The sequence below is a fragment of the Streptomyces sp. NPDC029292 genome, from assembly GCF_055569295.1.
On record NZ_JBVHXR010000008.1, the window covers coordinates 16,861 to 39,319 of the forward strand.

The 22,459-nt window shown below is 69.9% G+C and carries 20 protein-coding genes and 2 pseudogenes; 14 read left to right on the forward strand and 8 right to left on the reverse strand.

What is annotated here, in order from left to right; all coding sequences use genetic code 11:
* Positions 1–50 precede the first annotated feature (50 nt).
* The 4 genes from ACZ4WS_RS18850 to ACZ4WS_RS18865 all read left to right on the forward strand — a co-directional run bounded on the left by ACZ4WS_RS18850 (position 51) and on the right by ACZ4WS_RS18865 (position 4,448).
* On the forward strand, positions 51–860 hold the full coding sequence (locus ACZ4WS_RS18850) for a Tat pathway signal sequence domain protein (RefSeq protein WP_467981733.1): 810 nt from the start codon (positions 51–53) through the stop codon (positions 858–860).
* Between the two features lie 56 nt (positions 861–916).
* Positions 917–2,233: a copper amine oxidase gene (locus ACZ4WS_RS18855; RefSeq protein ID WP_467981735.1), complete on the forward strand. Its 1,317-nt coding sequence runs from the start codon at positions 917–919 to the stop codon at positions 2,231–2,233.
* Between the two features lie 115 nt (positions 2,234–2,348).
* On the forward strand, positions 2,349–3,587 hold the full coding sequence (locus ACZ4WS_RS18860) for an SAV2148 family HEPN domain-containing protein (protein ID WP_467981737.1): 1,239 nt from the start codon (positions 2,349–2,351) through the stop codon (positions 3,585–3,587).
* Between the two features lie 138 nt (positions 3,588–3,725).
* A complete protein-coding gene (locus tag ACZ4WS_RS18865; protein WP_467981739.1) occupies positions 3,726–4,448 on the forward strand; it encodes an exonuclease domain-containing protein in 723 nt (240 codons plus the stop codon).
* Positions 4,449–4,482: 34 nt separating this feature from the next.
* Here ACZ4WS_RS18865 and ACZ4WS_RS18870 read toward each other — a convergent pair whose 3' ends face one another.
* A complete protein-coding gene (locus ACZ4WS_RS18870; RefSeq protein ID WP_467981741.1) occupies positions 4,483–5,346 on the reverse strand; it encodes a phosphotransferase enzyme family protein in 864 nt (287 codons plus the stop codon).
* A gap of 200 nt (positions 5,347–5,546) precedes the next feature.
* On the opposite strand from ACZ4WS_RS18870, the gene ACZ4WS_RS18875 reads away from it, so the two are divergent.
* The 3 genes from ACZ4WS_RS18875 to ACZ4WS_RS18885 are packed head-to-tail and all read left to right on the forward strand — an operon-like array spanning position 5,547 to position 8,604.
* The gene (locus tag ACZ4WS_RS18875; RefSeq protein ID WP_467981743.1) at positions 5,547–6,482 is read left to right on the forward strand and encodes a carbohydrate ABC transporter permease; all 936 of its coding nucleotides are present in this window, start codon (positions 5,547–5,549) and stop codon (positions 6,480–6,482) included.
* Positions 6,479–7,315 (forward strand): carbohydrate ABC transporter permease, encoded by an 837-nt coding sequence (locus ACZ4WS_RS18880; RefSeq protein ID WP_467981744.1) that lies wholly within the window; start codon positions 6,479–6,481, stop codon positions 7,313–7,315. Before ACZ4WS_RS18875 ends, ACZ4WS_RS18880 begins: the two co-directional genes overlap by 4 nt.
* The gene (locus tag ACZ4WS_RS18885) at positions 7,315–8,604 is read left to right on the forward strand and encodes an ABC transporter substrate-binding protein (protein WP_467981746.1); all 1,290 of its coding nucleotides are present in this window, start codon (positions 7,315–7,317) and stop codon (positions 8,602–8,604) included. Before ACZ4WS_RS18880 ends, ACZ4WS_RS18885 begins: the two co-directional genes overlap by 1 nt.
* Here ACZ4WS_RS18885 and ACZ4WS_RS18890 read toward each other — a convergent pair.
* Positions 8,595–9,875, reverse strand: coding sequence for a tetratricopeptide repeat protein (locus ACZ4WS_RS18890; RefSeq protein ID WP_467981748.1), 1,281 nt, complete (start codon positions 9,873–9,875; stop codon positions 8,595–8,597). The genes ACZ4WS_RS18885 and ACZ4WS_RS18890 overlap by 10 nt on opposite strands.
* Before the next feature lie 152 nt (positions 9,876–10,027).
* Here ACZ4WS_RS18890 and mgt point away from each other — a divergent pair, with 152 nt between their 5' ends.
* Complete coding sequence (mgt, locus tag ACZ4WS_RS18895; RefSeq protein WP_467981750.1) at positions 10,028–11,227, forward strand: macrolide-inactivating glycosyltransferase; 1,200 nt, start codon at positions 10,028–10,030, stop codon at positions 11,225–11,227.
* Positions 11,228–11,386: 159 nt separating this feature from the next.
* Here mgt and ACZ4WS_RS18900 read toward each other — a convergent pair whose 3' ends face one another.
* Entirely contained in the window at positions 11,387–13,636 is a 2,250-nt protein-coding gene (locus ACZ4WS_RS18900; protein WP_467981751.1) for an MMPL family transporter, read from the reverse strand.
* A 456-nt stretch (positions 13,637–14,092) separates the two neighbouring features.
* On the opposite strand from ACZ4WS_RS18900, the gene ACZ4WS_RS18905 reads away from it, so the two are divergent.
* The 3 genes and pseudogenes from ACZ4WS_RS18905 to ACZ4WS_RS18915 all read left to right on the forward strand — a co-directional run.
* Complete coding sequence (locus tag ACZ4WS_RS18905; RefSeq protein WP_467981753.1) at positions 14,093–15,301, forward strand: S8 family peptidase; 1,209 nt, start codon at positions 14,093–14,095, stop codon at positions 15,299–15,301.
* A 64-nt stretch (positions 15,302–15,365) separates the two neighbouring features.
* Positions 15,366–15,914: a DUF1697 domain-containing protein gene (locus tag ACZ4WS_RS18910; protein WP_467981754.1), complete on the forward strand. Its 549-nt coding sequence runs from the start codon at positions 15,366–15,368 to the stop codon at positions 15,912–15,914.
* A pseudogene (locus tag ACZ4WS_RS18915) lies at positions 15,907–16,056 on the forward strand (DUF4440 domain-containing protein); the annotation flags it as partial. The gene ACZ4WS_RS18910 and the pseudogene ACZ4WS_RS18915, both read left to right, overlap by 8 nt.
* A gap of 273 nt (positions 16,057–16,329) precedes the next feature.
* On the opposite strand, the pseudogene ACZ4WS_RS18920 reads toward ACZ4WS_RS18915, so the two are convergent.
* Both ACZ4WS_RS18920 and ACZ4WS_RS18925 read right to left on the reverse strand, forming a co-directional pair.
* A pseudogene (locus ACZ4WS_RS18920) lies at positions 16,330–16,752 on the reverse strand (transglutaminase-like domain-containing protein); the annotation flags it as partial.
* Positions 16,753–16,810: 58 nt separating this feature from the next.
* Positions 16,811–17,257 (reverse strand): hypothetical protein, encoded by a 447-nt coding sequence (locus tag ACZ4WS_RS18925; protein WP_467981756.1) that lies wholly within the window; start codon positions 17,255–17,257, stop codon positions 16,811–16,813.
* Positions 17,258–17,365: 108 nt separating this feature from the next.
* On the opposite strand from ACZ4WS_RS18925, the gene ACZ4WS_RS18930 reads away from it, so the two are divergent.
* From ACZ4WS_RS18930 to ACZ4WS_RS18940, 3 genes are all read left to right on the forward strand, one after another.
* Positions 17,366–18,388, forward strand: coding sequence for a ketopantoate reductase family protein (locus ACZ4WS_RS18930; RefSeq protein ID WP_467982236.1), 1,023 nt, complete (start codon positions 17,366–17,368; stop codon positions 18,386–18,388).
* Positions 18,389–18,413: 25 nt separating this feature from the next.
* A complete protein-coding gene (locus tag ACZ4WS_RS18935; protein ID WP_467981758.1) occupies positions 18,414–19,007 on the forward strand; it encodes a TIGR03086 family metal-binding protein in 594 nt (197 codons plus the stop codon).
* A 191-nt stretch (positions 19,008–19,198) separates the two neighbouring features.
* Positions 19,199–19,960 carry an ArsR/SmtB family transcription factor gene (locus ACZ4WS_RS18940; RefSeq protein WP_467981760.1) on the forward strand — a complete coding sequence of 254 codons (762 nt, stop codon included), beginning with the start codon at positions 19,199–19,201 and terminating at the stop codon, positions 19,958–19,960.
* A gap of 4 nt (positions 19,961–19,964) precedes the next feature.
* Here the strand turns inward: ACZ4WS_RS18940 and ACZ4WS_RS18945 are convergent, their stop codons facing one another.
* Genes ACZ4WS_RS18945 through ACZ4WS_RS18955 form a run of 3 tightly spaced genes read right to left on the reverse strand, consistent with a single transcriptional unit; the run spans position 19,965 to position 22,453 of the window.
* Complete coding sequence (locus ACZ4WS_RS18945; RefSeq protein WP_467981762.1) at positions 19,965–20,711, reverse strand: sirohydrochlorin chelatase; 747 nt, start codon at positions 20,709–20,711, stop codon at positions 19,965–19,967.
* A 7-nt stretch (positions 20,712–20,718) separates the two neighbouring features.
* Entirely contained in the window at positions 20,719–21,648 is a 930-nt protein-coding gene (locus tag ACZ4WS_RS18950) for an ABC transporter permease (RefSeq protein WP_467981764.1), read from the reverse strand.
* On the reverse strand, positions 21,635–22,453 hold the full coding sequence (locus tag ACZ4WS_RS18955) for an ABC transporter ATP-binding protein (protein WP_467981765.1): 819 nt from the start codon (positions 22,451–22,453) through the stop codon (positions 21,635–21,637). The genes ACZ4WS_RS18950 and ACZ4WS_RS18955 overlap by 14 nt, the downstream gene beginning before the upstream one ends.
* Positions 22,454–22,459: the final 6 nt, after the last annotated feature.

Sequence of the window (22,459 nt, forward strand, 5' to 3'; positions counted from 1 at the left end):
CCAGTGGGGCTCAAGACACTCCTAGAGAAGCAGGGGGAGTAGGGGGAAATGTGCGCAAGATAGTGCACCGCCATCTGGGAAAGGTGGTGGCGGGTGCGGCCATCGCGGTGGCCGGGACGGCTGTGATGGTCGGCATCACCCTTCCGGGCTCGGCGGGGGCCGAAGAGGGCTCGGGCGGCCTCCAGAGCGGCAGTCGGAGCTCGCAGCAGGCAGGGCAGGGGCAGGCGGCCGCCGGGCCCGGTGTCGTCGAGCAGGCCCCGGCCGAGGGCGACAAGGGCACCGGCCGCGACCCGCTGACCGACGACGAGACCAAACGGGTCGAACAGATCGCGCTGAACCGGCAGCTGTTCGGCTCCAGCGAGAACGTCGAGGGGGACCGCGGCCCGCAGCGGATCGGCGTCGAGCTCGCCGAGCCCGCGGCGGACGAACTGGACGACCCGAACGCGCCGCGCCGCGCCGAGGTCACGTTCTACGACTACAAGGACGACGCCCTCGTCACCAAGACCGTCAACCTCGACTCCGGGAAGGTCGAGCAGACGGACACCCAGCACGGTGTGCAGCCTCCCATCAGCCGGGACGAGATGACCGAGGCCGCCAAGCTGCTGATCGCCGATCCGCTCGGCGCGGGCCTCAGGGCCGACTTCAAGGACGCCACCGGCAAGGAACTCACCTCGCCCGACCAGCTGATCCTCAACAGCATGGTCTACCGGGCGACCTCCGGCGCCCAGCCCGCCGTACTCGCGGACTGCGGCAAGCACCGCTGCGTGCGTCTCTTCCCGAAGGTCAAGAACGGGCCCTGGATCGACAGCCGTGACCTGGTGATCGACCTGAGCGCCCGCAAGGTCGGCAAGCTCGGCTGAGCGCGGCCTTCTCTCACCTCCCACCTTCACTGCTTTCCGCAAGGAGTCACTTCTTCATGCGCGTCAACAGAATCAGCCGTGCCCGCAGCCGGGCGGCGGTGGGCCTTTCGGTGCTCGCGCTGGCCGCCGGCGCGACGACGGCCGCGGGACCGGCCGTCGCCCAGCCCAAGGCCGCCGCGGCGACCGCCGACTGCAGCGCGGCGTACAAGATCGAGCAGAAGCTCGCCACCGGCACCACCTGGCGGATGTGCTGGCACTACGAGAGTGAGGCCGGGCTCGTCCTGGAGAACATCTCGTACCAGCCCAAGGGCGAGGCTCAGCCGATCAAGGTCCTCACCAGCGCGAAGCTCGCCCAGATCCACGTCCCCTACGACGACGGCGGGGCCGAGTACGACGACCTCACCGGCGCCGGCTTCGGCCAGGGCCTGGTGAACCTGGCCCCGGGCGAGTGCCCCGGCGGCACGATCAAGAAGGTCAAGATCCCCAACGCCTGGGACCCGCAGCACCCCACGGCCAACGGCCTGTGCACCACGACCCGTACGCGCGGCCACGCCTATCGCATGCAGGGCGACACCGCGAACAAGGTCTGGCAGACCCAGGGCAAGGACCTGCTGGTCTACACCGTCAACCAGGTCGGCTGGTACGAGTACATCACCGAGTGGCGCTTCCAGGACGACGGCACCATCAACATGAACGTCGGCGCCACAGGCAGCCTCTCGCCCGGTGACTACGACGCGGGTGACGGCCGCGGCTGGCCCATAGGCAAGGGCGCCAGGGCCTACGCCACCAGCCATAGCCACAACGTCTTCTGGCGGCTCAACTTCGGCCTGGACGGCTCCTCCAAGAACAAGGTCGAGCAGTACGACTCCGTGGTCAGCCCGCCCGCCCACGGCGACGAGGGACCGACCAACAAGACCACCCGCACCAAGGTCACCAAGGAACTCGCGGGCGACGCCAAGAACATGCGCTGGTGGCGCGTGGTCAGCGACACCGGCAAGAACAAGGACAACCACGCGCGCTCGTACGAGATCGTCCCGGGCGCCACCACCAAGTACCTCGGCCGCAGCTTCACCAAGCACGACATCTACTTCACCGAGTACAAGAAGTGCGAACAGTTCGCGAGCAACAACCCGCGCAACTGCGGTACCGGAGCCGGTAATTCCGTCGACAAGTGGGTCAACGGGCAGACGCTCACCCACCCCGTCGTCTGGGTCAACGTGGGCTTCCACCACATCGCGCGCGACGAGGACCAGCAGCCCATGCCGGTCCACTGGCAGGGCTTCTCCATCGCCCCGCGCGACGTCACCGCTATGAATCCGCTCACTCCGCCGGAGCTCGCCAACCAGAACGGGCATGTGGAAAACGGTAGTTGAGAAACGACCTGTCCATCGGGCTGCACCGCCCGCCGCTCCCGGAGTACCCTTCCTTGATCGTTGATTGGGGCCTGGCCCCTGGGGAGAGCTCGGGGGAGCGGAAGGCGGTGCGCGGGTGGGCTCGGGAGGGCTGGAGTTGCCTCCTGGTGACGAGGGTCACGAGGGGAACTCCACAGATGTCCCACCCGGCGCGGTGTCCCTGGCACGGCCGATGGAAATGGGATCCATTGGACCGGAGTTGGACTGGGGCGCCGACGCCTGGCGCGAGGTGCGTACGCGCGCCCAGCGAGCCGGGCGGGCCTACATCTGGCTGAACCTGGTCGAACAGCGGCTGCGCGCGGTCGTGGCCGCTGTTCTCCGTCCCATCTACGAACCCGTCCACGGCGACGAGTGGGTGGTCGCCGCCGCCGGCCCCGCCGGACAGGAATGGGTGCAGCGCGCGGTCGCCGTACGCGAAGTCAGCCGCCGCAAGGGGTACTTGCTCGACCCCGCCGACGACAACGTGCTCAGTTTCCTCACGTTGCCGCAGCTGCGCGAGCTGATGGTGCAGCACTGGCCGTGCTTCGAGCCCTACTTCGACGAGCGCCGGGACGTCGAACTCGCCCTGGACGAGCTGGAAGTCACCCGGAACGTGGTCTCGCGCAACCGGGCCCTGTCCGAGGCCGTCCTCAACCAGGCCGAGCGCGCCGCGGCGAAACTCCTGGAGATACTCGGCGCGGGCAGCGACGTGCCCTCCGCGCGCCGGCTGCCCGTCGACGCAGTCGAGGACCTGGTCGGCGACCGGTACGCGGACGTGGTCGGCGTGCACTCGGACCGGGTGCGGCTGCTGCGCCAGTTCCCCGCCGAGGACCTCTTCGGCGGTGCCCGCCGCCTCGACGCCATCGGTATCGGCCTGAACCTGCTGGTGCAGAACTTCTCCGGGCGGCGGCTCGTACGCCTCGCCGAGTCGGGCTGCCGGGTGCGGTTGCTCTTCCTCAATCCCGCGTCCAGCTCGGTGAAGCGGCGGGAGCGCGAACTGGGCATCAAGCGCGGTGAGTTGAGCCGTGCCGTCGAGATGAACATCCTGCACATGCGCCGGGTGCGCTCCCGGCTGCGCGATCCGGGCGCCTTCGAGATCCAGGTCTTCGACGAGACGCCCCGCTTCACCGCGTACCTCGTGGACGGGGACGGCTCGGACGGTGTCGCGGTCGTGCAGTCGTATCTGCGTCGCACGCGCGGCATGGAGGCGCCGGTGCTCGTGCTGCGGGGCGGGGGCCGGGTCGTCAAACCGGACGATATCGGCGAAGAAGGGCTCTTCCCTACATATCGCGAGGAGTTCGAGGTGGCCTGGGCGGACTCGCGACCGGTGTCCTGAAGCCCGGGAATCCCTGGGCCCGGCGGGCCGGGAGCGGGCCGGGAGCCACGGAAGCGGAATGCGGTCCTCGGATTGTCAGTGGCGCATGGGATCGTGGAGACCACTGGGGGAAAGCACCACGAAGAAGGGGGGCCGCCCATGGGCTGGCACCGGGAGCTGCTGATCGGCTTCGACCTGGAGACGACCGGGACGGATCCGCGCGAGGCGCGCATCGTCACGGGGGCCGTGATCGAGGTCAAGGGCGGAGAGCCGACAGGGCACCGCGAGTGGCTGGCCGATCCGGGCGTGGAGATTCCGGCGGACGCGGTGGCGGTGCACGGGATCAGCAACGAACGGGCGGCCGCCGAGGGCCGGCCCGCCGACGAGGTCGCCGACGCGATCGCGGGCGTCCTCGTCGGGTACTGGAAGACGGGCGTCCCGGTCGTCGCGTACAACGCGGCCTTCGACCTGACGCTGCTCTCCGCCGAACTGCGGCGGTACGGACTGCCGTCGCTGCGCGACCGGCTCGGCGGCGTCGACCCCGCCCCGGTCATCGACCCGTACACCATCGACCGCTCCGTGGACCGCTACCGCCGCGGCAAGCGCAACCTCGAAGCGGTCTGCACGGAGTACGGGGTGGCGCTGGACTCCGCCCACGACGCCTCGGCCGACGCGCTCGCCGCGGCCCGGCTCGCCTGCGCGATAGCCGGCCGCCACCCGAAGGTCGCGGCCCTCGGCCCGGCGGAGCTGCACCGCCGCCAGATCGAGTGGTACGCCGCATGGGCGGCCGACTTCCAGAGCTTCCTGCGCCGCAAGGGCGACGCGGAAGCGGTGATCGACGGGATGTGGCCGCTGCGGGACCTGGCGGACGACCGGGTCTGAGCGCCCTCGGGCGACTGGTGGGAGAACCTTCAGGTCAGAAGGGGTACCAGCGCACGGTCTCGTCCCCGTCCCGCAGTGACGCCACCCGGCGCTCGAACTCGGCGAGGGCCTTGGGGTTGGTCGGCGCGTGCTGGGCGACCCAGGCGCAGCTGGCGGTCTCGCGCGCTCCGCGGAGCACGGAGCAGCCCTCCCATGCCCGGACGTCCCAGCCGTAGGTCCGCGTGAACGAGTCGTACGCCTCGGCGGGGAGCCCGTAGCGGTCGCGGGAGAGGGCCATGACCACCAGGTCGTGCTCGCGCAGGTCGGCGGAGAAGGTCTCCAGATCGACCAGAACCGGGCCGTCGGGACCGACATGGACGTTGCGGGGCAGGGCGTCGCCGTGGATCGGGCCGGGCGGCAGATGCGGGGTGAGCGCGGCCGCGGCAGCCGCGAAGCCGTCGCGCCGCGCCCGCAGAAACGCCGCGTCCGCGGGGTCGATGGCGTCGCCCGCCAGGCGCAGCCAGCGCTCCACACCGCCCAGCAGCTCGCGGGGCGGCAATGCGAAGGCGGGGGCGGGCAGTGCGTGCACCACCCGTAGCAGTTCGGCCAAATCCCGCGGCTCGGCGGGGCGTAGGGGATCGGGCAGCCGGTGCCAGACCGTCACCGGGTGACCGTCGACCAGCAGCGCCTCGGGCTCGGCGGCCCGCACCGCGGGGACACCCGCGTCGGCCAGCCAGGCCGCGATGTCCAGCTCCCGCCGCGCTCGGCCGAGGAGTTCGGCGTCGCGTCCCACCTTGACCACCAGGTCACCGGCGGCGAACACCGCGTTCTCGCCCAGAGCGAGGAGCGTCGCGTCCCGCGCCGGCCCCGGCAGCACACCCGCCGCGGCCAGTACGTCCCGCGCCCGTGCCTCGTCCATCCGTCGCCTCCGTGTTCTCGCGCGGTGATCGCGCAGTCCTCGCGAACGGCGTCGCGTTCGCGCCATCCGTCGGCCAGTGTCGCATTCGCACAGGTCGGACGGCGTGCGCGATGTCTTGACGACATGCGACGCCTTCACGACCATGACGGGGGCCGCCTGGGCGGCCGGAGCCGTACGAGCCGCCCAAAGGAGCCGATTACATGACATTGGCGACCGCGACGAGGCGGTCGGTGAAGCGCGCGCCCGGTGGGGGTGGGGACGGGCGTCCCGTCGACCACAGGGCCTGGTTCCTGGTGCTGCCCGCGCTGATCCCGATCCTGGTGCTCAGTGTGGGACCGCTCCTGTACGGGATCGCGCTGGCGTTCACCGACTCGCAGTCGGGCCGGACCGCGCCCACCCAGTGGATCGGGGTCCTCAACTTCCAGGATCTGCTGCACGACACGCTGTTCTGGGACTCGTTCCGGATCGGGCTGCTGTGGGCGGTCGGGGTGACCATGCCGCAGTTCCTCCTCGCGCTCGGCCTCGCCCTCCTGCTCAACCAGGAGCTCCGCTTCCGCTGGCTGGCGCGGGCCCTTGCGATCATTCCCTGGGCCATGCCCGAAGTCGTCGTCGGCATCATGTGGCGGCTCGTCTACAACCCGGACGCGGGCATCCTCAACGAGACCCTGCGCGACCTCGGCCTCGGCGACGGCCGCGACTGGCTGAGCGGCCTCGGCACCGCCCTGCCCGCGGTGATCGTGGTCGGCGTCTGGGCGGGCATGCCGCAGACGACGGTCGCGCTGCTCGCCGGGCTGCAGAACACCCCGCGCGAACTCCACGAGGCGGCCGCGATGGACGGCGCGGGCGCCTGGCGCCGCTTCCTGACCGTCACCTGGCCCGCCCTGAGACCGGTCGCGCTCGCCGTCACGGCGCTGAATTTCATCTGGAACTTCAACTCCTTCGCCTTGGTCTATGTGCTGACCAACGGAGGACCGGGAGGCCGTACCCGGCTCCCCATGCTCTTCGCGTACGAAGAGGCCTTCCGCTACGGGCAGTTCGGCTACGCGGCGGCGATGGGCTGTGTGATGGTCGCGGTGATCTCGGTGATCCTCGCCGTGTATCTCGTGGGCCGTCTGAGGGGAGGTGAGGACGCGTGAAGAAGACCGGCAAAGGGGCCCGGGCGGGCCAGTACCTCGCGCTGCTCGGCTATCTCGTCTTCCTCGCCTTTCCCTTCCTCTGGCTGATCTCCACCGCCTTCAAACCGCCGCGCGAGCTGGCCAGCCTGCACCCCACCTGGATCCCCAGGAACCCCACCCTCGCCAACTTCCGCCAGGCCTTCGACGAGCAGCCGCTGCTGCACGCCGCGCTCAACTCCCTGATCGCGGCGCTCGGCGCGGCGGTGATCGCCGTACTGATCGCGACCCCGATGGCATACGTCATGGCGCGGCACCGGACGCTGCTGGCGAAGGCCGCCACCGGGTGGGTCGTGGTCAGCCAGGCGTTCCCGTTCGTGCTCGTGATCATCCCGCTGTTCCTGGTCCTCAAGAACCTCCGGCTGATCAACTCACTGCCCGGACTGATCATGGTGTACGTGGTGTGGGCGCTGCCCTTCGCGTTGTGGATGCTCGTCGGGTACGTACGGGCCGTGCCCACCGAGCTGGAGGAGGCCGCGGCGGTCGACGGGGCGGGCCGGGTGCGCACGCTGATCTCGATCACCGCGCCGCTGCTCGCGCCGGGCATCGTGGCGACGGCACTGTTCGCGTTCATCAGCGCGTGGAACGAGTTCTTCTTCGCGCTCGTCCTGCTCAAGACCCCGGAGAAACAGACGCTGCCCGTCGTCCTGACGCACTTCATCGGAGCGGAGGGGGTCGCGGACCTCGGCCCGCTGGCCGCGGCGGCGTTCTTGGCGACTCTGCCGTCGCTGGTCATCTTCGCGATCATCCAGAAGCGGATCACGGGCGGCATGCTCGCCGGGGCGGTGAAGAGCTGATGCGGACGAGATGGATCGTCGCGCTGGTCATGGGGATGCTGCTCAGCGTCTGCTCGGGCTGCTCAGGCGGTGACAACGGGTCGAAGAACGGCCGGATCACCCTTCACTTCCAGTCCCTCGCCTGGCAGCAGGAGTCCGTCGCCGCCAACAAGGAGCTGGTGAAGGAGTGGAACGCGGCGCATCCGGACGTCAAGGTCGAGTACGTACAAGGGAGTTGGGACAGCGTCCACGACCAGTTGCTCACCTCCTTCGAGGGTGGTGAGGCGCCCGACATCATCCATGACGCCTCGGACGACCTCGCGGACTTCGCGTACGGCGGCTATCTCGCCGATCTGCGCGAGCTGCTGCCCGCGCGGCTGAAGTCGGACATCCCGCAGCACAGTTGGGAGACGACGACTTTCGGGGACGGGATCTACGGCGTGCCGTTCCTGCAGGAGCCGCGCGTTCTGATCGCCAACGCCAAGTGGCTCAGGGAGTCGGGTGTCCGCATCCCGACCCCCGAGAAGCCGTGGACCTGGGACGAGTTCCGTACGATCGCGAAGCAACTGAGCGGCAAGGGCAAGTACGGCGTCGCGTGGCCGCTGAAGGAGCCGGTCTCGGCGACGCTCAACCTCTCCCTCTCCACGGGCGGGCAGATGTTCCACCGGGGTGCGGACGGCAAGGTGACGGTTCGCTTCGACGCGGCCGACGCGGTGGTGCCGCAGACGGTGCGCGACGAGGTGAACACGGACGACAGCGCGTCGAGCGCGACGCTCGGCATGGGCGGCTCCGACACGCTGCCCGGCCTCTTCGGCGGCAAGTACGCCATGGTTCCGCTCGGCTTCTCCTACCGTCAGCAGATCGCGCAGCAGGCCCCGAAGGGATTCGACTGGCAGGTCCTGCCCGCCCCGGCCGGCGCGGACGGCCTCACCCAGGGCGTCAGCCCGCAGACCCTGTCCATCGCCGAGGACAGCCCGCACAAGAAGGAGGCCGCCGAGTTCATCGACTTCCTGCTCCAGCCGAAGAACATGGTCCGGCTCGCCCTCGGCGACTGGATGCTGCCCACGGGCACCGAGGCCCTGAAGGACCCCGCCCTGCACAGCACCAAGGACGACTGGGCGACCGGCACCGCACTGGCCGCCCACCTCCGCTCGGCACCCGCCCAGTCCGTCCGCGGCTACCCCGAGTGGAAGGACAAGGTCGCGACCCCCGCGTTCCAGGAGTACTACAGCGGGGCGATTGGGCTTGCCGAGCTGAGAAGGCGCCTGGTGAAGGACGGGAATCTGGTGCTGGCGCGCTATCAGCGCTGAGTGTCCCGGGGCGGTCGCAGGGCCCGCAGCTCTCGCATCTCGCAGCTCTCCCGGAGCTTCCGTGCCTCCTGGAAGTCCGTGTAGGCGTCGGCGTACCGATGGCCCGCGGTGAGGGCGCTCGCCCGGTCGAAGAGGGCACGCGCCAGCCATGCCCCGTCGCGCAGCCGGCGGGCCAGCGCCACGCCCTCGTCGAAGAGCGGCAGCACGGGTTCCAGGAAGGTGCTCCCGCAGCGGAGTTCGGAGTGGAGGGCGGAGCGGAATGTCAGCTTGCGGTGGGGTCCGACCCGGTCGGCGAGGTCGGCGCTCTCCGCGGCCTCCCGCAGTGCGGGCAGTTCCGCGAAGTAGCGTTCCTGGACGTCGGGCGTCCACTGATGGGCGTACGCACCGAGGGGTGGTGCCGGACGGCCGGGGGCGGGCAGCTCGTCCGCCCGGCCGGACAGCCCGAACAGGACTGCCCAGTAGGAGAATTGGTAGCCGCTCCAGGACTTGGGCTCACCGTTCGCGGCCAGTTCGGCGAGCAAGGTCCCGGCCTCGTCGAGCGCGGCGGAGGCCGCATCGCGCTGCCCGTACCCGTCGTGCAGCTCCGCCAGCCGTACGAGGGCCAGCAGGAGCGAGGTCAACGAGCTGTGGCCCAGGGCGAGTTCGCCGCGCTCCAGCTGAACGAGTTCCCCGGCCGCGGTCAGCGCCATGTCCTGGAGCCCGGCCGCCTCCGCCTCGGCGCACCACTCGATCAACGACCAGGCGAATGCGCCGCTCCGTGCACCGCCCGGCCGGGAGTGCCGTACGGATTCCTCGAACAGCTCGACGGCTTCACCGTGCCGGCCCTCCTCCGCCAGGGCGTGCGCCCACAGGATCAGGCCCGTCCACAGCGGAGCGTCCGGGTCGGCCTCGACGGCCCGCCGGCTGATGTTCGCCATCTCCTCGCCCACGGCCAGCGCCTCCGGGCGCCTCCCCAGCTCGAACAGCCTGCGCTGGTGCCACTTGAGCGCGTCCAGCATGACTTCTGTGCGCCGCGGGTCCGACATGTCGAGCGTGCGTGCCGCCTCGGCCGCCTCCTGACAGAGGGCGAGGCGCGCTTCCGGCAGCTCCCGCAGCGAGGCGTCGAAGCTGAGCTGTACCAACGCCTTCGCCAGCTTCGGCAGATATGACGCCGGGCTCACCGTAGCCAGCACCCGGTACGCCTTGACCTCCTGCCGATGCGTGAGCCGGCCGGAGCTCAGCAGCATGTTCCGGGCCCACAGCACCGCGTCCTGATCCACGTCCCCGCCCATGGCTCCCGCCCCCTGTTATGCCCGCCCGAACGACGTGGCTCGAACGTTTATACGTCATTCCAGCCCGGGATTTGGCTCCTCCGGCACCGCATGCCCTTACTGAGAACTTATTCAAGTTGCACGAGACGTATCGTCTCGCCTAGCCTCGCGCCATGACCACCCGACCCGCCCACATCGCCATGTTCTCCATCGCCGCCCACGGGCATGTGAATCCGAGCATCGAAGTGATCCGGGAGCTCGTCGCGCGCGGGCACCGCGTCACCTACGCGATTCCGCCCGCCTTCGCCGAGAAGATCGCCGAGACCGGAGCCGAGCCGAAGCTGTGGGACTCGACGCTGCCCACCGACGACGACCCGGAGGCGTGGGGGACCGAACTGATCGACCACATCGAGCCGTTCCTGACGGACGCGCTGCGGGCCGAGCCGCAGCTGGCGGCTGCGTACGCGGGCGACGAGCCGGATCTGGTGCTGTACGACATCACGGCGTATCCGGCCCGGGTCCTCGCTCACCGCTGGGGCGTGCCGATCGTGCAGCTCTCCCCGAACCTCGTGGCCTGGGAGGGATACGAGGAGGAGGTCGGCAAGCCGATGTTCGAGCCGCTCAAGCGGACCCCGCGCGGCAAGGCGTTCTACGAGACCTTCGCGCGCTGGATCGCAGAGAACGGCATGGACCTGAGCGTCGAGGACTTCATGGGCCGCCCCGACCGCTGCCTCGTCCTCATCCCCAGGGCCCTCCAGCCGAACGCAGACCGCGTCGACGAGAAGCGCTACACCTTCGTCGGTGCCTGCCAGGGCGACCGCGCCGCGCAAGGGGACTGGCAACGGCCCGCCGACGCCGAGCGGGTGCTGCTCGTGTCGATGGGCTCCAGCTTCACCAAGCAGCCCGCCTTCTACCGCGAGTGCGTCAAGGCCTTCGGTGATCTGCCGGGCTGGCATGTCGTCCTGCAGATCGGGAAGTTCGTCGATCCCGCAGAGCTGGGTGAGGTGCCCGGCAACGTGGAGGTGCACCCGTGGGTGCCCCAGCTCGCGGTCCTTCGTCAGGCCGACGCGTTCATCACCCATGCGGGCGCGGGCGGCAGCCAGGAGGGGCTGGCCACCGGCACACCGATGGTCGCCGTACCGCAGGCCGTCGACCAGTTCGGCAACGCCGACATGCTCCAGGCGCTCGGGGTCGCCCGCCACGTACCGATGGAGGACGCGACGGCCGACACCCTGCACGAGGCCGTCCTAGCGGTGGCGGACGATCCCGAGGTGGCGCGCCGACTGCGCGAGATCCAAGAACGGATGGCGGGGGAGGGCGGAACGCGGCGAGCGGCGGATCTCATCGAGGCCGAGCTGTCGGCAGGTCAATAGGGATGCCGGCAGGCCAACGGGGAGGCCGGCAGGTCAACAGGGATGCCGGCAGGTCAATAGGGATGCCGGCAGGCGAACAGGGATACAGGTAGGTCCATAGGGATACGGAAAGGGCCTGTTGGTTCCGAGTGGAATCAACAGGCCCTGGCGCACCGGGAGTTACACTCCCACCTTCTCACCCTCCAGCGCGGGCGGCGGAGGCGGCGACACGGCCTCCGGCGCCTCGTCGTGCGTGAAGTCCGGCAGGCGGTGCAGCCACTTCGGCAGATACCAGTTGCGCTCGCCGAGCAGCGCCATCACGGCCGGGAGCAGCACGCCCCGGATGATCGTCGCGTCGATGAGCACCGCGGCCGCCAGGCCCACGCCCATCTGCTTCATGGACTGCATGGACAGCGTCCCGAAGATCGCGAAGACGGCGACCATGATGACCGCGGCGCTGGTGACGACACCGGCGGTGGTGACCACCCCGTGCCGGATCGCCTCCTTGGTGCTGCGGCCCCGCAGCCGCGCCTCACGGATCCGCGAGACCACGAACACGTGGTAGTCCATGCTCAGCCCGAAGAGGATCACGAAGAGGAACAGCGGCAGCCAGGTGACGATGGCACCCACGCCCTCCGCGCCCACCAGCGACGCGCCCCAGCCGTGCTGGAAGACGGCGACGAGGATGCCGTAGGCGGCGCCCACCGACAGCAGGTTGAGGGCGATCGAGGTGATCGCGACCGTCAGCGAGCGGAACGACAGGAGCATCAGCAGGAAGGCGAAGACCACGACGAACGCGAAGACCGGCACGACGGACCCGACGAGCTGGTCGTTGAAGTCGTGCGAACCCGCGACCTGTCCGGTGATCGGCGCCTGGACCCCGTCGACCTTGCCGAGCGTGGCGGGCCGCACCTCGTCGCGCAGCTTCTCCAGGCTCTGTCCGGCCTTTTCCTGGTCGGACCCGCCGACCAGCGGCACGTACACGAAGGCGACGTTCTGCGCGTCGTGCAGCTTGATCTCCACCGGGCCGCGCGAGGCACCCGAACTGACGGCCTGGGCCTTGAAGTCCGCCAGCGCGTCCCGAACCTCCGGCGCGTTGATGTCCTTCGCCCTGACGACCACCTCGGCCGGATCGGAACCGCCGGGGAAGGCGTCGTTGACCCGGTTGTACGTGCCCACGATCGGCAGCGAGTTGCCGAACTCCTGGTCCAGCGTGAGGTTCTGCGTCTTCATGCCGACCGCGGGCGCCGCGACGGCGAGCAGCGCGCCCGCCGCGAGGACGACGGACAGCGCGGGCTTGGCCAGCACGCCCCGCAGCACGGCCGTCCAGAGCCGGCTCTCCCCGTTGCCCTTGCGCCGACGCCGCCGCAGGAACGGAATGCGCCCCTTCTCGACCCGCTCGCCCAGCAGGGACAGCAGCGCCGGCAGCACGGTGACCGACCCGACCATGGCGACCGCCACGACCATCAGCGAGGCCAGGCCCATCGCCTCGAACCCGGCGAGCCCGGTGAAGAGCATGCCTGCCATCGCCACGCACACGGTGACACCGGAGACGATGATCGCGCGCCCACTGGTCGCGGCGGCGATCCGCAGCGCGGCATCGGCGTCCCGCCCGGCCTCGCGCTCCTCGCGCTCACGGCGCAGATAGAACAGGCAGTAGTCGACACCGACGGCCAGACCGACCAGCAGCATCACGGAGTTGGCGGTGTCGCTCATCGGCTGCAGATGGCTGACGATGCCCATCAGACCCATCGTCGCCATGATCGCGGTGATCGCGAGGGCCACCGGGAGCAGCGCCGCCACCAGCGCGCCGAAGGCGATCAGCAGAATGCCGAAGGCCACCGGAACCGCGGAGTACTCGGCCTTCTTGAAGTCGTTGCCGAACGCGTCGGAGAAGGTCTTCTGCATGCTGGCGCCGCCGATCTCCTCGATCCGCAGCTCGGAGTGGTCCTTCTGGACGCCCTTGACGGCGTTCAGCACCGGCTCGACGCGGTCGCCCGCGGTCTCCGCGTCGCCGCGCAGGTCGAACTGCACGAGCGCGCTGCGGCCGTCCTTCGAGATCGTCTTCGTGTCGTACGGCGATGTCACGTCCGTGACCTTGCCGGTGCCCTCGACCCCCTTGACCACGGCGGCGACGGCGTCCCGGAACTCGGCGTCCGTGGCCTTGGTGTTGGCGTCCTTCGCCTGGATCAGGACGGTCTCACTGGCCGGCTCCGTGATGTCGGCGTCCTTGATGATCTGGGCGGCGGTGTGCGTCTCGCCCTTGAGCTGGTCGTCCTCCTTGAGGTCGACGCGGCCCGCCGCCGAGCCGAGCCCCATCGCCAGGACGACGAACAGCACCCAGATTCCGACGGCCGCCCATCGATGCCGGGCGCTCCAGCCGCCCGCCCGCGCGGCGATGCCCCGCACCCGTGTATCTCCGTTACCCATGACGGGCAAGCCCCCTCGTGTGCGGTGACAGCCCCCTGCCGCCACCTTTCGTTATGAAGGTATGGGCCGGATAAGAACGTCTCGTCGTGCTGGCCGGTGAACCCGGCGACCCGCGACTCCTCCCCTCGGACCCCAAGGCCTCCGCACTGGGGAGGATGAAAGCCCCTTACATGTAACGGGACTTCTCGGGGATGTGGATCAGGGCGAGCCGCCCCGCGCCGCCGGTGGCGCCCGCCCCGCGCCGGTGGCACCCGTCGGCCGCTGTGTCCGATCTGTCGGACGAGGCCCTTTTTATTATTTCGAAGGCTTGTTGATTAAGTCACAGCTGTATGTAGGTGTTGATCTGTGCGGGTCAATCGGCCAGGGTTTCGTGCCAACCCCCGAGTAACTTCCGTTGCCCGCAGGGTTGTAACCCCCCACAAACCCCCCACAAACACCACGAGGAGACACCTCTTCATGGCAACTCACCAGCGTGCCCGCAAGATGAAGCTGATCGCGGCCATAGCCACCACCGCCACCGCGGTGGGCGTGACCGTCGTCGCCGTCTCCACGGCTGGCGCCGCCACTCCGGCCGAGGGCAAGGTGTACGGCCTCGACGCCAAGGGCGCCGTGTCCGGCAGCTACATCGTCCTGCTGGACAAGAAGGCGGGCAGGACCGCCAAGCAGGATCTCGCGAAGGAGTACGGCGGCAGCCTCGAGCGAAACTACGCTTCCGCCGTCAACGGCTTCTCCGCCTCCGGTCTTTCGGAGACCGAGGCCAAGCGCCTGGCCGCCGACCCGTCCGTCGGCAAGGTCGTCCAGAACAAGAAGTTCCACATCGACGCGACCCAGGACAACCCGCCGTCGTGGGGCCTGGACCGCATCGACCAGTCCGACACCGCGGGTGACGGCAAGTACACCTACCCCGACTCCGCCGGTGACGGCGTCACCGCGTACGTCATCGACACCGGCGTCCGCATCAGCCACCAGGACTTCGGCGGCCGTGCCTCCTACGGCTTCGACGCCATCGACAACGACGACACCGCGCAGGACGGCAACGGGCACGGCACGCACGTCGCCGGCACCATCGCCGGCGCGGCGCACGGCGTCGCCAAGAAGGCGAAGATCGTCGCCGTCCGCGTCCTCGACAACTCCGGCTCCGGCACCACCGAGCAGGTCGTCGCGGGCATCGACTGGGTCACCCAGCACCACTCCGGCCCGTCCGTCGCCAACATGTCCCTCGGCGGCGGTGTGGACGAAGCGCTCGACGCGGCCGTGCAGAAGGCCATCGCCTCCGGCGTCACCTTCGCCGTCGCGGCCGGCAACGAGTCCGCGGACGCGAGCACCAGCTCCCCGGCCCGCGTCCCGGAGGCCATCACCGTCGCCTCCTCGACCAAGGACGACGCGCAGTCGAGCTTCTCCAACTTCGGTTCAGGCGTGGACATTTACGCACCCGGCTCGGACATCACCTCCGACTGGAACACGAGCGACTCCGCGACGAACACCATCTCGGGTACGTCGATGGCGACGCCGCACGTCACGGGCGCCGCCGCCGTCTATCTCGCGGGTCACCCCGACGCCACCCCGGCCCAGGTCGCCCAGGCGCTCACCGGCGGTGCCACGGCCGACAAGATCTCCAACCCCAGCGCCGGTACGGCCAACAAGCTCCTGAAGATCGTCGAGTAGCCCCCTGTGCCGCGGCCGTCGTGCCCACCCCCACGGGGCACGACGGTCGCTTTATGGTGTGCGGATGACGACGACGTACGCGGCGCTGCTGCGCGGGATCAATGTGGGCGGCGCCAAGAAGGTGCCGATGGCCGAGCTGCGCACCCTGATGGAGGGGCTCGGGTACGGCGACGTACGCACGTATCTCCAAAGCGGCAACGCCGTGTTCAGCAGCGGCCACGGCGACGAGGAGTCCCTCGCCGCGGAGCTCGCCGAGGCCATCGAGAAGCACTTCGGCTTCAGCGTCGGCGTGTTGGTGCGTGACCACGCCTACCTGAAGGCCGTTCGGGAGGCCTGTCCGTTCCCGGCCGCCGAACTGGAGGCCAAGCAGCTGCACGCCACGTACTTCTCCGGCCCGGTCGACGCCGAGCGGTTCGCCTCGGTCGACCAAGCGGCCTTCCTGCCGGAGGAGTTCCGCCTCGGCGACCGCGTTCTGTACCTGTACGCCCCCGACGGCCTCGGACGTTCCAAGCTGGCGGAGACCCTGTCGAAGCCGCGCCTGCTGAAGGGCATCACCGCCACCAGCCGCAACTGGAACACCGTCGTCAAACTGGAGGAGCTGACCGGTGCCTGAGCGCGACCCCGCCGTCGAGGCCGCCATCGAGGGCGAACTGCGCCTGCTCGACCCGGAGATCCGCCGCTCGCCCGAACTCGTCCGCGCGCTGCTGCACCCCGACTTCTACGAGTTCGGCGCGTCGGGGCGGCGCTGGGACCGCGCCTCGATCATCGACTCGCCGGCCTCGACGACCGAACCGGGCGCCCGGCCTAGCGTCACCTCCGGCATGCACGGCGTCCAGCTCGCGCCCGGCCTCGTCCACCTCACCTTCGACACGGAGAAAGACACTGGCGAAGCCGAACGTCGAGGGATCCGCCTGCCCCGCTCGGCACATCCGCCAGCAGTCGGTTGCCACGAGGAACTGGTCACGCGGTACGTCCAGCGGGTCGAAGGGGACGTCGTACGACGCGTGGAGGACCTGGGGGTCGACAAGCCGCCAACTCCCGTCCCCCAGACGGTATTCGGTAACCCAGTGGTCCTCGTGGAAGTCCTTGACGAAGTACGTGGCGAAGCCGCCCCGGATGCGCGCCGGTGTACCCGTGGCCCGCAGCAGCGAGCACAGCAGCAGCGAGAAGTCCCGGCAGGTCCCGACGAACCGCTCCTCGGGCGCGCGGACTTGTGTGAGCGGAGCGTCGGACCGTTCGCGCACGATCCGCAGCAGCTCCGTCATGTACCGCGATTCGGCGTCCTCGCGCAGCCGTTCCTCGGGGATGGCGTACCCGAACCGCTCGCCCTCCAGTCGATGGATGATCAGGCCCCGTACGAGGATGGCGAGTTGGGTGGGTTCGCGCGGCAGCGCGCTGATGTCCAAGGCACCGAGATCGCTGTACACGCTCTGCCTCAGGTAGAAGTCCATGCGCGAGACCCTCGGGCCTGCCCCAGGGGAAAGGTCAACCCAGCGCGTCCAGCCGAGCTCATGTGGTGGAGGCGGTCGATCGGGCTTCGCGCCCGCTGGTGACCAGGTACCCGATGGCGAACAGCACCCCGGCGGTGCCGAACACCGTCACCAGAACATAGACGGGGAACGCGTCGTCGCCCTGCGGATAGTGGTCGCCGCACAGCCGGACCACCTCGGGATGCGTTCGGGCCGCCTCCAGGCACACCCGGTGTCCCGTCTTCGGGTGGCTGAGGTCGGTGTCGAGTTTCCGCACCGTGGTGTGGCGGCGCCCGTCGACCGTGTACGTGATCTCTTCCTTCCGGTATTTCGTGTCGGGGTCGACGATCCGGGAGACCACACCCGTGACCCGTACCGGGTCGTCGTCGATCAGTTCGGCCCGATGCCACTGGAGCGTCGCCGAGCATGCCCCGAATCCCGTGAGGAGCAGGAACAACGCTCCGAACAGGAAGGTCAATTTACGCACGGCGGACAGCCTGGCACGTGCCGGATCGGACGGCCAGGGCCATGGGGTCACACAGAGTTTGCAGGATTGTCGATGGCCACTGCAGCCATCTGTGCGAGGCTCGTGGGTATGCGCTACATCATCATCGGAGCAGGGGCGATCGGCGGGGCCATCGGTGGTCGGCTGGCCGGGGCGGGGCACGAGGTGGTCCTGGTCGCGCGGGGCGCGCACTACGAGGCGCTGCGCGCGGGCGGGCTGCGGTTGAGGGTGCCGGAGGGCGAGATCACCTACCGGCTGCCCACGGTGGACGGGCCGGGCGCGCTCGGGGAACTGCGCGCCGACGACGTGCTGGTGCTCGCCGTCAAGACGCAGGACGGCGAGGCGGCCCTGGAGGCCTGGGGTCCGAGCCCGGTGGCGGGCGGCGGTACGGCGGCCGAGCGGCTGCCGCTGGTCTGCGCGCAGAACGGCGTGGAGAGCCAGCGCCTCGCGCTGCGCCGCTTCCGCCGGGTGTACGGGGTCTGCGTCTGGCTGCCCGCCACCTTCGTCGAACCCGGTGTCGTGTCCGCGGCCGGCACCCCACTCACCGGCATCCTGCACATCGGCCGCCATCCGCACGGCACGGACGAGACGGCCCGCCGTATCGCCGCCGATCTGGAGAAGGCGCGCTTCGAGGCGCCGGTCGTGCCGGACGTGGCCCGCTGGCAGTACGCCAAGCTCCTCGGCAATCTCGCGAACGCCATCGAGGCGGTCAGCGGCGTCCTCACCAGCGAAGAGGGCCTGGCGCTCTTCGGACGCGTGCGCGCGGAGGGCGAGGCGGTGCTCGCCGCCGCGGGAATCGCGTATACCAGCGAGGAGGAGCAGAAGGAGGCCCGGAGCGACAAAATCCGCTTCGAGCCCTTCGACGGCTCCGAGCGCGGCGCCGGATCGTCCTGGCAGTCCCTCGACCGCGGCACCGGCACCATCGAGGCCGACTATCTGAACGGCGAAATCGCCCTCCTGGGGCGGCTGTACGGCGTACCGACTCCGCTGAACGACCTCCTCCAGCGGCTGGCGAACACGTTCGCGCGTGAGCGCAGGCAGGCGGGTTCACTGCCGGTGCCGGAGCTGGTGCGGCTCGCCGACGAGGCTGTCGCGTTTCTTCAAGAGGACTGAGCGCGGCGTTCCTAGCGTGGGACGCATGAGTAATCCGTACAAGAACGTGCACCCGTACATGGTGGAATGCGCCGTCGAGGCCGCGCGGGTGGCCCGCGGTGTCACGGCGGCGCAGCTGTCCGAGCCCACGCACTGCCCGGACTGGGACGTCCGCACCCTGGTGAACCACTGGGTCCTCTACACCTCGCACGGCATGGAGCACCGGGCGCTGCGCGAGCAGCTCTCCGAGGAGCTGACCGGCCGCGACTTCACGGCCGACCCCGGCTGGGCCCAGGCGTACGCCGACCAGCTCGACCGTGCCGTCGCCGCCTGGGACGACCCGGCCGTGTGGGAGGGCGAGGTCGACCTCGGGATGGCGAAGATGCCCGCCGCCGAACTGGCCTCGATGATCGTCAAGGAGACGGCGGTCCACGGCTGGGACGTTGCCACGGCCACCGGCCAGGAGTTCCGGATCTCGGACGGCGCGGCCCGGCTCGTCCTGGACGTCGTCGAGAAGCACGGCGATCTCTACCGTCAGTACGACGGCTTCGCCGACCCGGTGGACGTCCCCGGCGACGCGCCCGTCTTCGAGCGGGCGCTGGCCCGAAGCGGCCGGGATCCTCGCCTGTCCCGGACATGAGCGGACCAGCGAATCATCGAATCATCGAATCAGACTTGACTGAACAGCGGACCAGCGAGTCAGGCCTGACTGAACAGTGATCCCAGCCAATGAGGCCTGCCTGAACAGCGGTCCAGAATCTGAACGCTCCTCGGATGAATCGACGTCTCACGGAGGGGAGTTGCGCCATTCTTTGCAGCATTCATTGACGGTTGCACGTCATTGCTCCTACCTTTCCCGGCGTTGGGTGCAGGCTGATCCTGCGGGCCACGCCCCTCGAACTGCTCGCTCCCGACTTCGAGCGGACCTTCGCCGTCACGCCCGGCGGGCTGCCGCCGGTGATCGCGCGGGGACTGGACGACCCCGCGGCCCTGCTGGAGCGGATCGTCGCGGCCCTGGACGGCTACTGGCGCGAGTGCCTGGCCCCGGACTGGTGGCCCAGGGCGCAGTCGGTCCTGGAGGCGGACCTCACCCACCACGCGAAGGTGCTCGCCGAGCAGGGCGCGGCCCAGCTCTTCCCGAGCCTCGACCGTCGCCTGACCTGGACCGGGGATGCCGTCCGGCTGATCCATCCCACCGACTCCGACTGGCCCAAGGGGGACATCCGGGTCGCGGGGCGCGGCATGGTGCTGACCCCGACGATGTTCGCCCGGGGCGCGGCCACCTGGCTCGATCACGGGAGGCCGCCCCTGCTGTCGTATCCCGCCCGGGGCCGCGCCACCATCTCCGAGGAGCCGCCTCCCGTCACCGACCGCGTCCTCGTCCGGCTGCTCGGCCGGGCCCGCGCCCGCCTGCTTCTGCTGCTCGCGGAACCCGCCTCCACCACCGAACTGGCCCACCGTCTCGACGTGACCCCCGGCGCGGTCAGCCAGCATCTCGCCGTGCTCTACGACGCGGGGTTGCTGAGCCGCACCCGCAGCGGACGGATCGTGCGGTACGCGCGGACGGCGCTCGGGGATCAGCTGTGCCGGTGACGCTTCAGGCGCCGACGGCGGCCAGCGCCGGTACCCGCGCCTCGTCGTACCGCTCGATGAGCACCCGGGCCACCTCCGGCGAGGGACCCAGCACATCGGCGAGGAGGTCCGCCTCGGCCGCACCCCGCGCGATGCGGTCCGGCAGGAAGCCGGGTGCGAGGACATAGGGGGCGACGGCGACGCGGGCACAGCCGAGGGCGCGCAGTTCCCGCACGGCGTCCTCCGTGCGGGGAAGGGATGCGGAGGCGAACGCAGGCCGCACGGCGCACCAACCGGTGCTCCGCCACTCCCGCGCGATTTCTGCGATCACTGCGATCGCCTCCGGGTCCGTGGACCCCGCCGAGGCCAGCACGACCCCGGTCGAGGACTTGTCGGCGGGGGTCAGCCCCGCCTCGTACAACCGCCGTTCGAGCGCGGCCGTCAGCAGCGGTGACGGGCCGAGCACCTCCGCCTGGCGGATGCGCAGCCGCGACGGGGCCTCCCGCAGCACTGCCGGGATGTCCGACTTGGCGTGGAACGCGCGGGTGAGGAGGAGCGGCAGAGCGACCACATCTCGTACGCCCTCCTCCGCCAGGGACTCCAACACTCCGTTCACCGACGGGATGTTGAAGTCCAGGAAGCCGGTCTCCACGCGCAGCCCGGGGCGCATGGCGCGTACCCGTCGCACCAGGGCGTGCACGGTCGCGGCGTGCCGCGGGTCGCGGCTGCCGTGAGCGATGACGACAAGGACGGGGCGGACCGGCTTGTGCATGACGGACTCAGCTCTTCACGAGGAGACCGCGGCTGCGCAGCACCCACCGCTCCACCGGGCTGAAGATGAGCAGGTCGATGGCGATACCGACGAACAGGATGAGGAAGATGGCGAGGAAGACCATCGACATGGAACTGGCGTTGCGGCCGTTCTCCAGCAACTGGCCCAGGCCCACGCCCAGGTCGGGGGAGGACGCGATGATCTCCGCCGCCATCAGCGAGCGCCAGGAGAACGCCCAGCCCTGCTTCAGGCCTGCCAGGTAACCGGGCAGCGCGGCCGGCATGAGAATGTGCCAGGTGCCCTTCAGGCCCGTCGCGCCCATCGTGCGGCCGGCGCGCAGGAACAGCGGCGGCACCTGGTCGACGCCCGACACCAGGCCGTTGGCGATCGACGGAACGGCGCCGAGCAGGATCACCGCGTACATCATCGAGTTGTTCAGGCCGAGCCAGATGACGGCCGGCGGTACCCACGCCACCGAGGGCAGGGACTGCAGGCCCGACAGGACCGGGCCGATCGCGGCGCGGATGAACCTCACGCGCGCCACCACCAGACCCAGCGGGGTGCCGATCGCCAGGGCGAACAGGAAGCCGAGCAGACCGCGCGACACGCTGGTCCAGATGTAGTCGAGCAGCGTGCCCTGCAGCCAGGCGTTCTTGACCTCGCCCCACACGTCCGAGGGCGTGGGCAGCTTGGTCGGGTCCGTGACGATGTCGAACGAGATCAGCGACTGCCAGACCACGAGCACCACCGCGAACGCGATGAGCGGGGGCAGCACCTTCTGCTTGAAGGTCAGCCCGAAGGACCGGCTGGTGGAGAGACCGGTGACGCCGACGTCGAGGGCGTCGAGCCCGGCCTCCAGACCGGCCATCTGGTAGTTGTCCTTGCCGGGGCTGTCGTTGACGGGAGTGTCCGTCCGCTTCGTCTCAGTGCTGGCCATGGCGGCGGATCTCCCCACGCAGTTCTTCGGTGATCTGGATGGACAGTTCCGCCACGGGCGCGTCCTCGATGCGGCGCGGCTGCGGAATGTCCACCGTCCATTCGCGGGCGATCCGCCCGGGACGGGAGGACAGCAGGATCACGCGCTCCGCGAGCCGTACCGCCTCGCGCACGTTGTGCGTGACGAAGAGGACGGACAGCCCCGTCTCGCTCCAGATCCGGGTCAGCTCGTCGTGCAGCATGTCCCGCGTGATCGCGTCCAGCGCCGCGAACGGCTCGTCCATCAGCAGGATCTGGCTGTCCTGCGCGAGCGCGCGGGCCATCGCCACGCGCTGGCGCATACCGCCGGACAGCTCGTGCACCCGCTTGCCGTACGCGCCTCCCAGCCGTACGAGTTCGAGCAGCTCCTCGGTCCTGTCGCGCCGCTCGTTCTTCGGAACTCCCCTGAGCCTCAGGGCGAGTTCGATGTTCTTGCCCGCGGTCAGCCACGGGAAGAGGGCGTGCTCCTGGAACATCAGGGCCGGGCGCCCGTTGGTCGTGATGCTGCCCGCGGTCGGGGCGTCGAGGCCCGCGACCAGGTTGAGCAGCGTCGACTTGCCGCACCCCGAGGCCCCCAGGAGGGTGACGAACTCGCCCGGCGCGACATCGAGGGTGATGTCGTCGAGGACCAGCTGCTGCCCGCCCGGCCCGGCGAAGGACTTCGAGACATGCTCGATCCGGGCGGCGTACTCGACCGCTTCGGCGCCGTCGGCGTCCTTGGCGAGGGTCGTGGTCGTGGCCATGGTCGTCACCTCCTGGGAACTCATCGGGAT

Bases quoted from the DNA above. Each gene is read 5' to 3' on its own strand.
- ACZ4WS_RS18865 (WP_467981739.1), top strand. From the start codon at position 3,726: ATGGGCTGGCACCGGGAGCTGCTGATCGGCTTCGACCTGGAGACGACC.
- ACZ4WS_RS18935 (WP_467981758.1), top strand. From the start codon at position 18,414: ATGAGTAATCCGTACAAGAACGTGCACCCGTACATGGTGGAATGCGCC.
- ACZ4WS_RS18900 (WP_467981751.1), bottom strand. From the start codon at position 13,636: ATGGGTAACGGAGATACACGGGTGCGGGGCATCGCCGCGCGGGCGGGC.
- ACZ4WS_RS18910 (WP_467981754.1), top strand. From the start codon at position 15,366: ATGACGACGACGTACGCGGCGCTGCTGCGCGGGATCAATGTGGGCGGC.
- ACZ4WS_RS18890 (WP_467981748.1), bottom strand. From the start codon at position 9,875: ATGGGCGGGGACGTGGATCAGGACGCGGTGCTGTGGGCCCGGAACATG.
- ACZ4WS_RS18905 (WP_467981753.1), top strand. From the start codon at position 14,093: ATGGCAACTCACCAGCGTGCCCGCAAGATGAAGCTGATCGCGGCCATA.
- ACZ4WS_RS18955 (WP_467981765.1), bottom strand. From the start codon at position 22,453: ATGAGTTCCCAGGAGGTGACGACCATGGCCACGACCACGACCCTCGCC.
- ACZ4WS_RS18885 (WP_467981746.1), top strand. From the start codon at position 7,315: ATGCGGACGAGATGGATCGTCGCGCTGGTCATGGGGATGCTGCTCAGC.
- ACZ4WS_RS18945 (WP_467981762.1), bottom strand. From the start codon at position 20,711: ATGCACAAGCCGGTCCGCCCCGTCCTTGTCGTCATCGCTCACGGCAGC.
- ACZ4WS_RS18855 (WP_467981735.1), top strand. From the start codon at position 917: ATGCGCGTCAACAGAATCAGCCGTGCCCGCAGCCGGGCGGCGGTGGGC.
- ACZ4WS_RS18930 (WP_467982236.1), top strand. From the start codon at position 17,366: ATGCGCTACATCATCATCGGAGCAGGGGCGATCGGCGGGGCCATCGGT.
- ACZ4WS_RS18870 (WP_467981741.1), bottom strand. From the start codon at position 5,346: ATGGACGAGGCACGGGCGCGGGACGTACTGGCCGCGGCGGGTGTGCTG.
- ACZ4WS_RS18875 (WP_467981743.1), top strand. From the start codon at position 5,547: ATGACATTGGCGACCGCGACGAGGCGGTCGGTGAAGCGCGCGCCCGGT.
- mgt (WP_467981750.1), top strand. From the start codon at position 10,028: ATGACCACCCGACCCGCCCACATCGCCATGTTCTCCATCGCCGCCCAC.
- ACZ4WS_RS18950 (WP_467981764.1), bottom strand. From the start codon at position 21,648: ATGGCCAGCACTGAGACGAAGCGGACGGACACTCCCGTCAACGACAGC.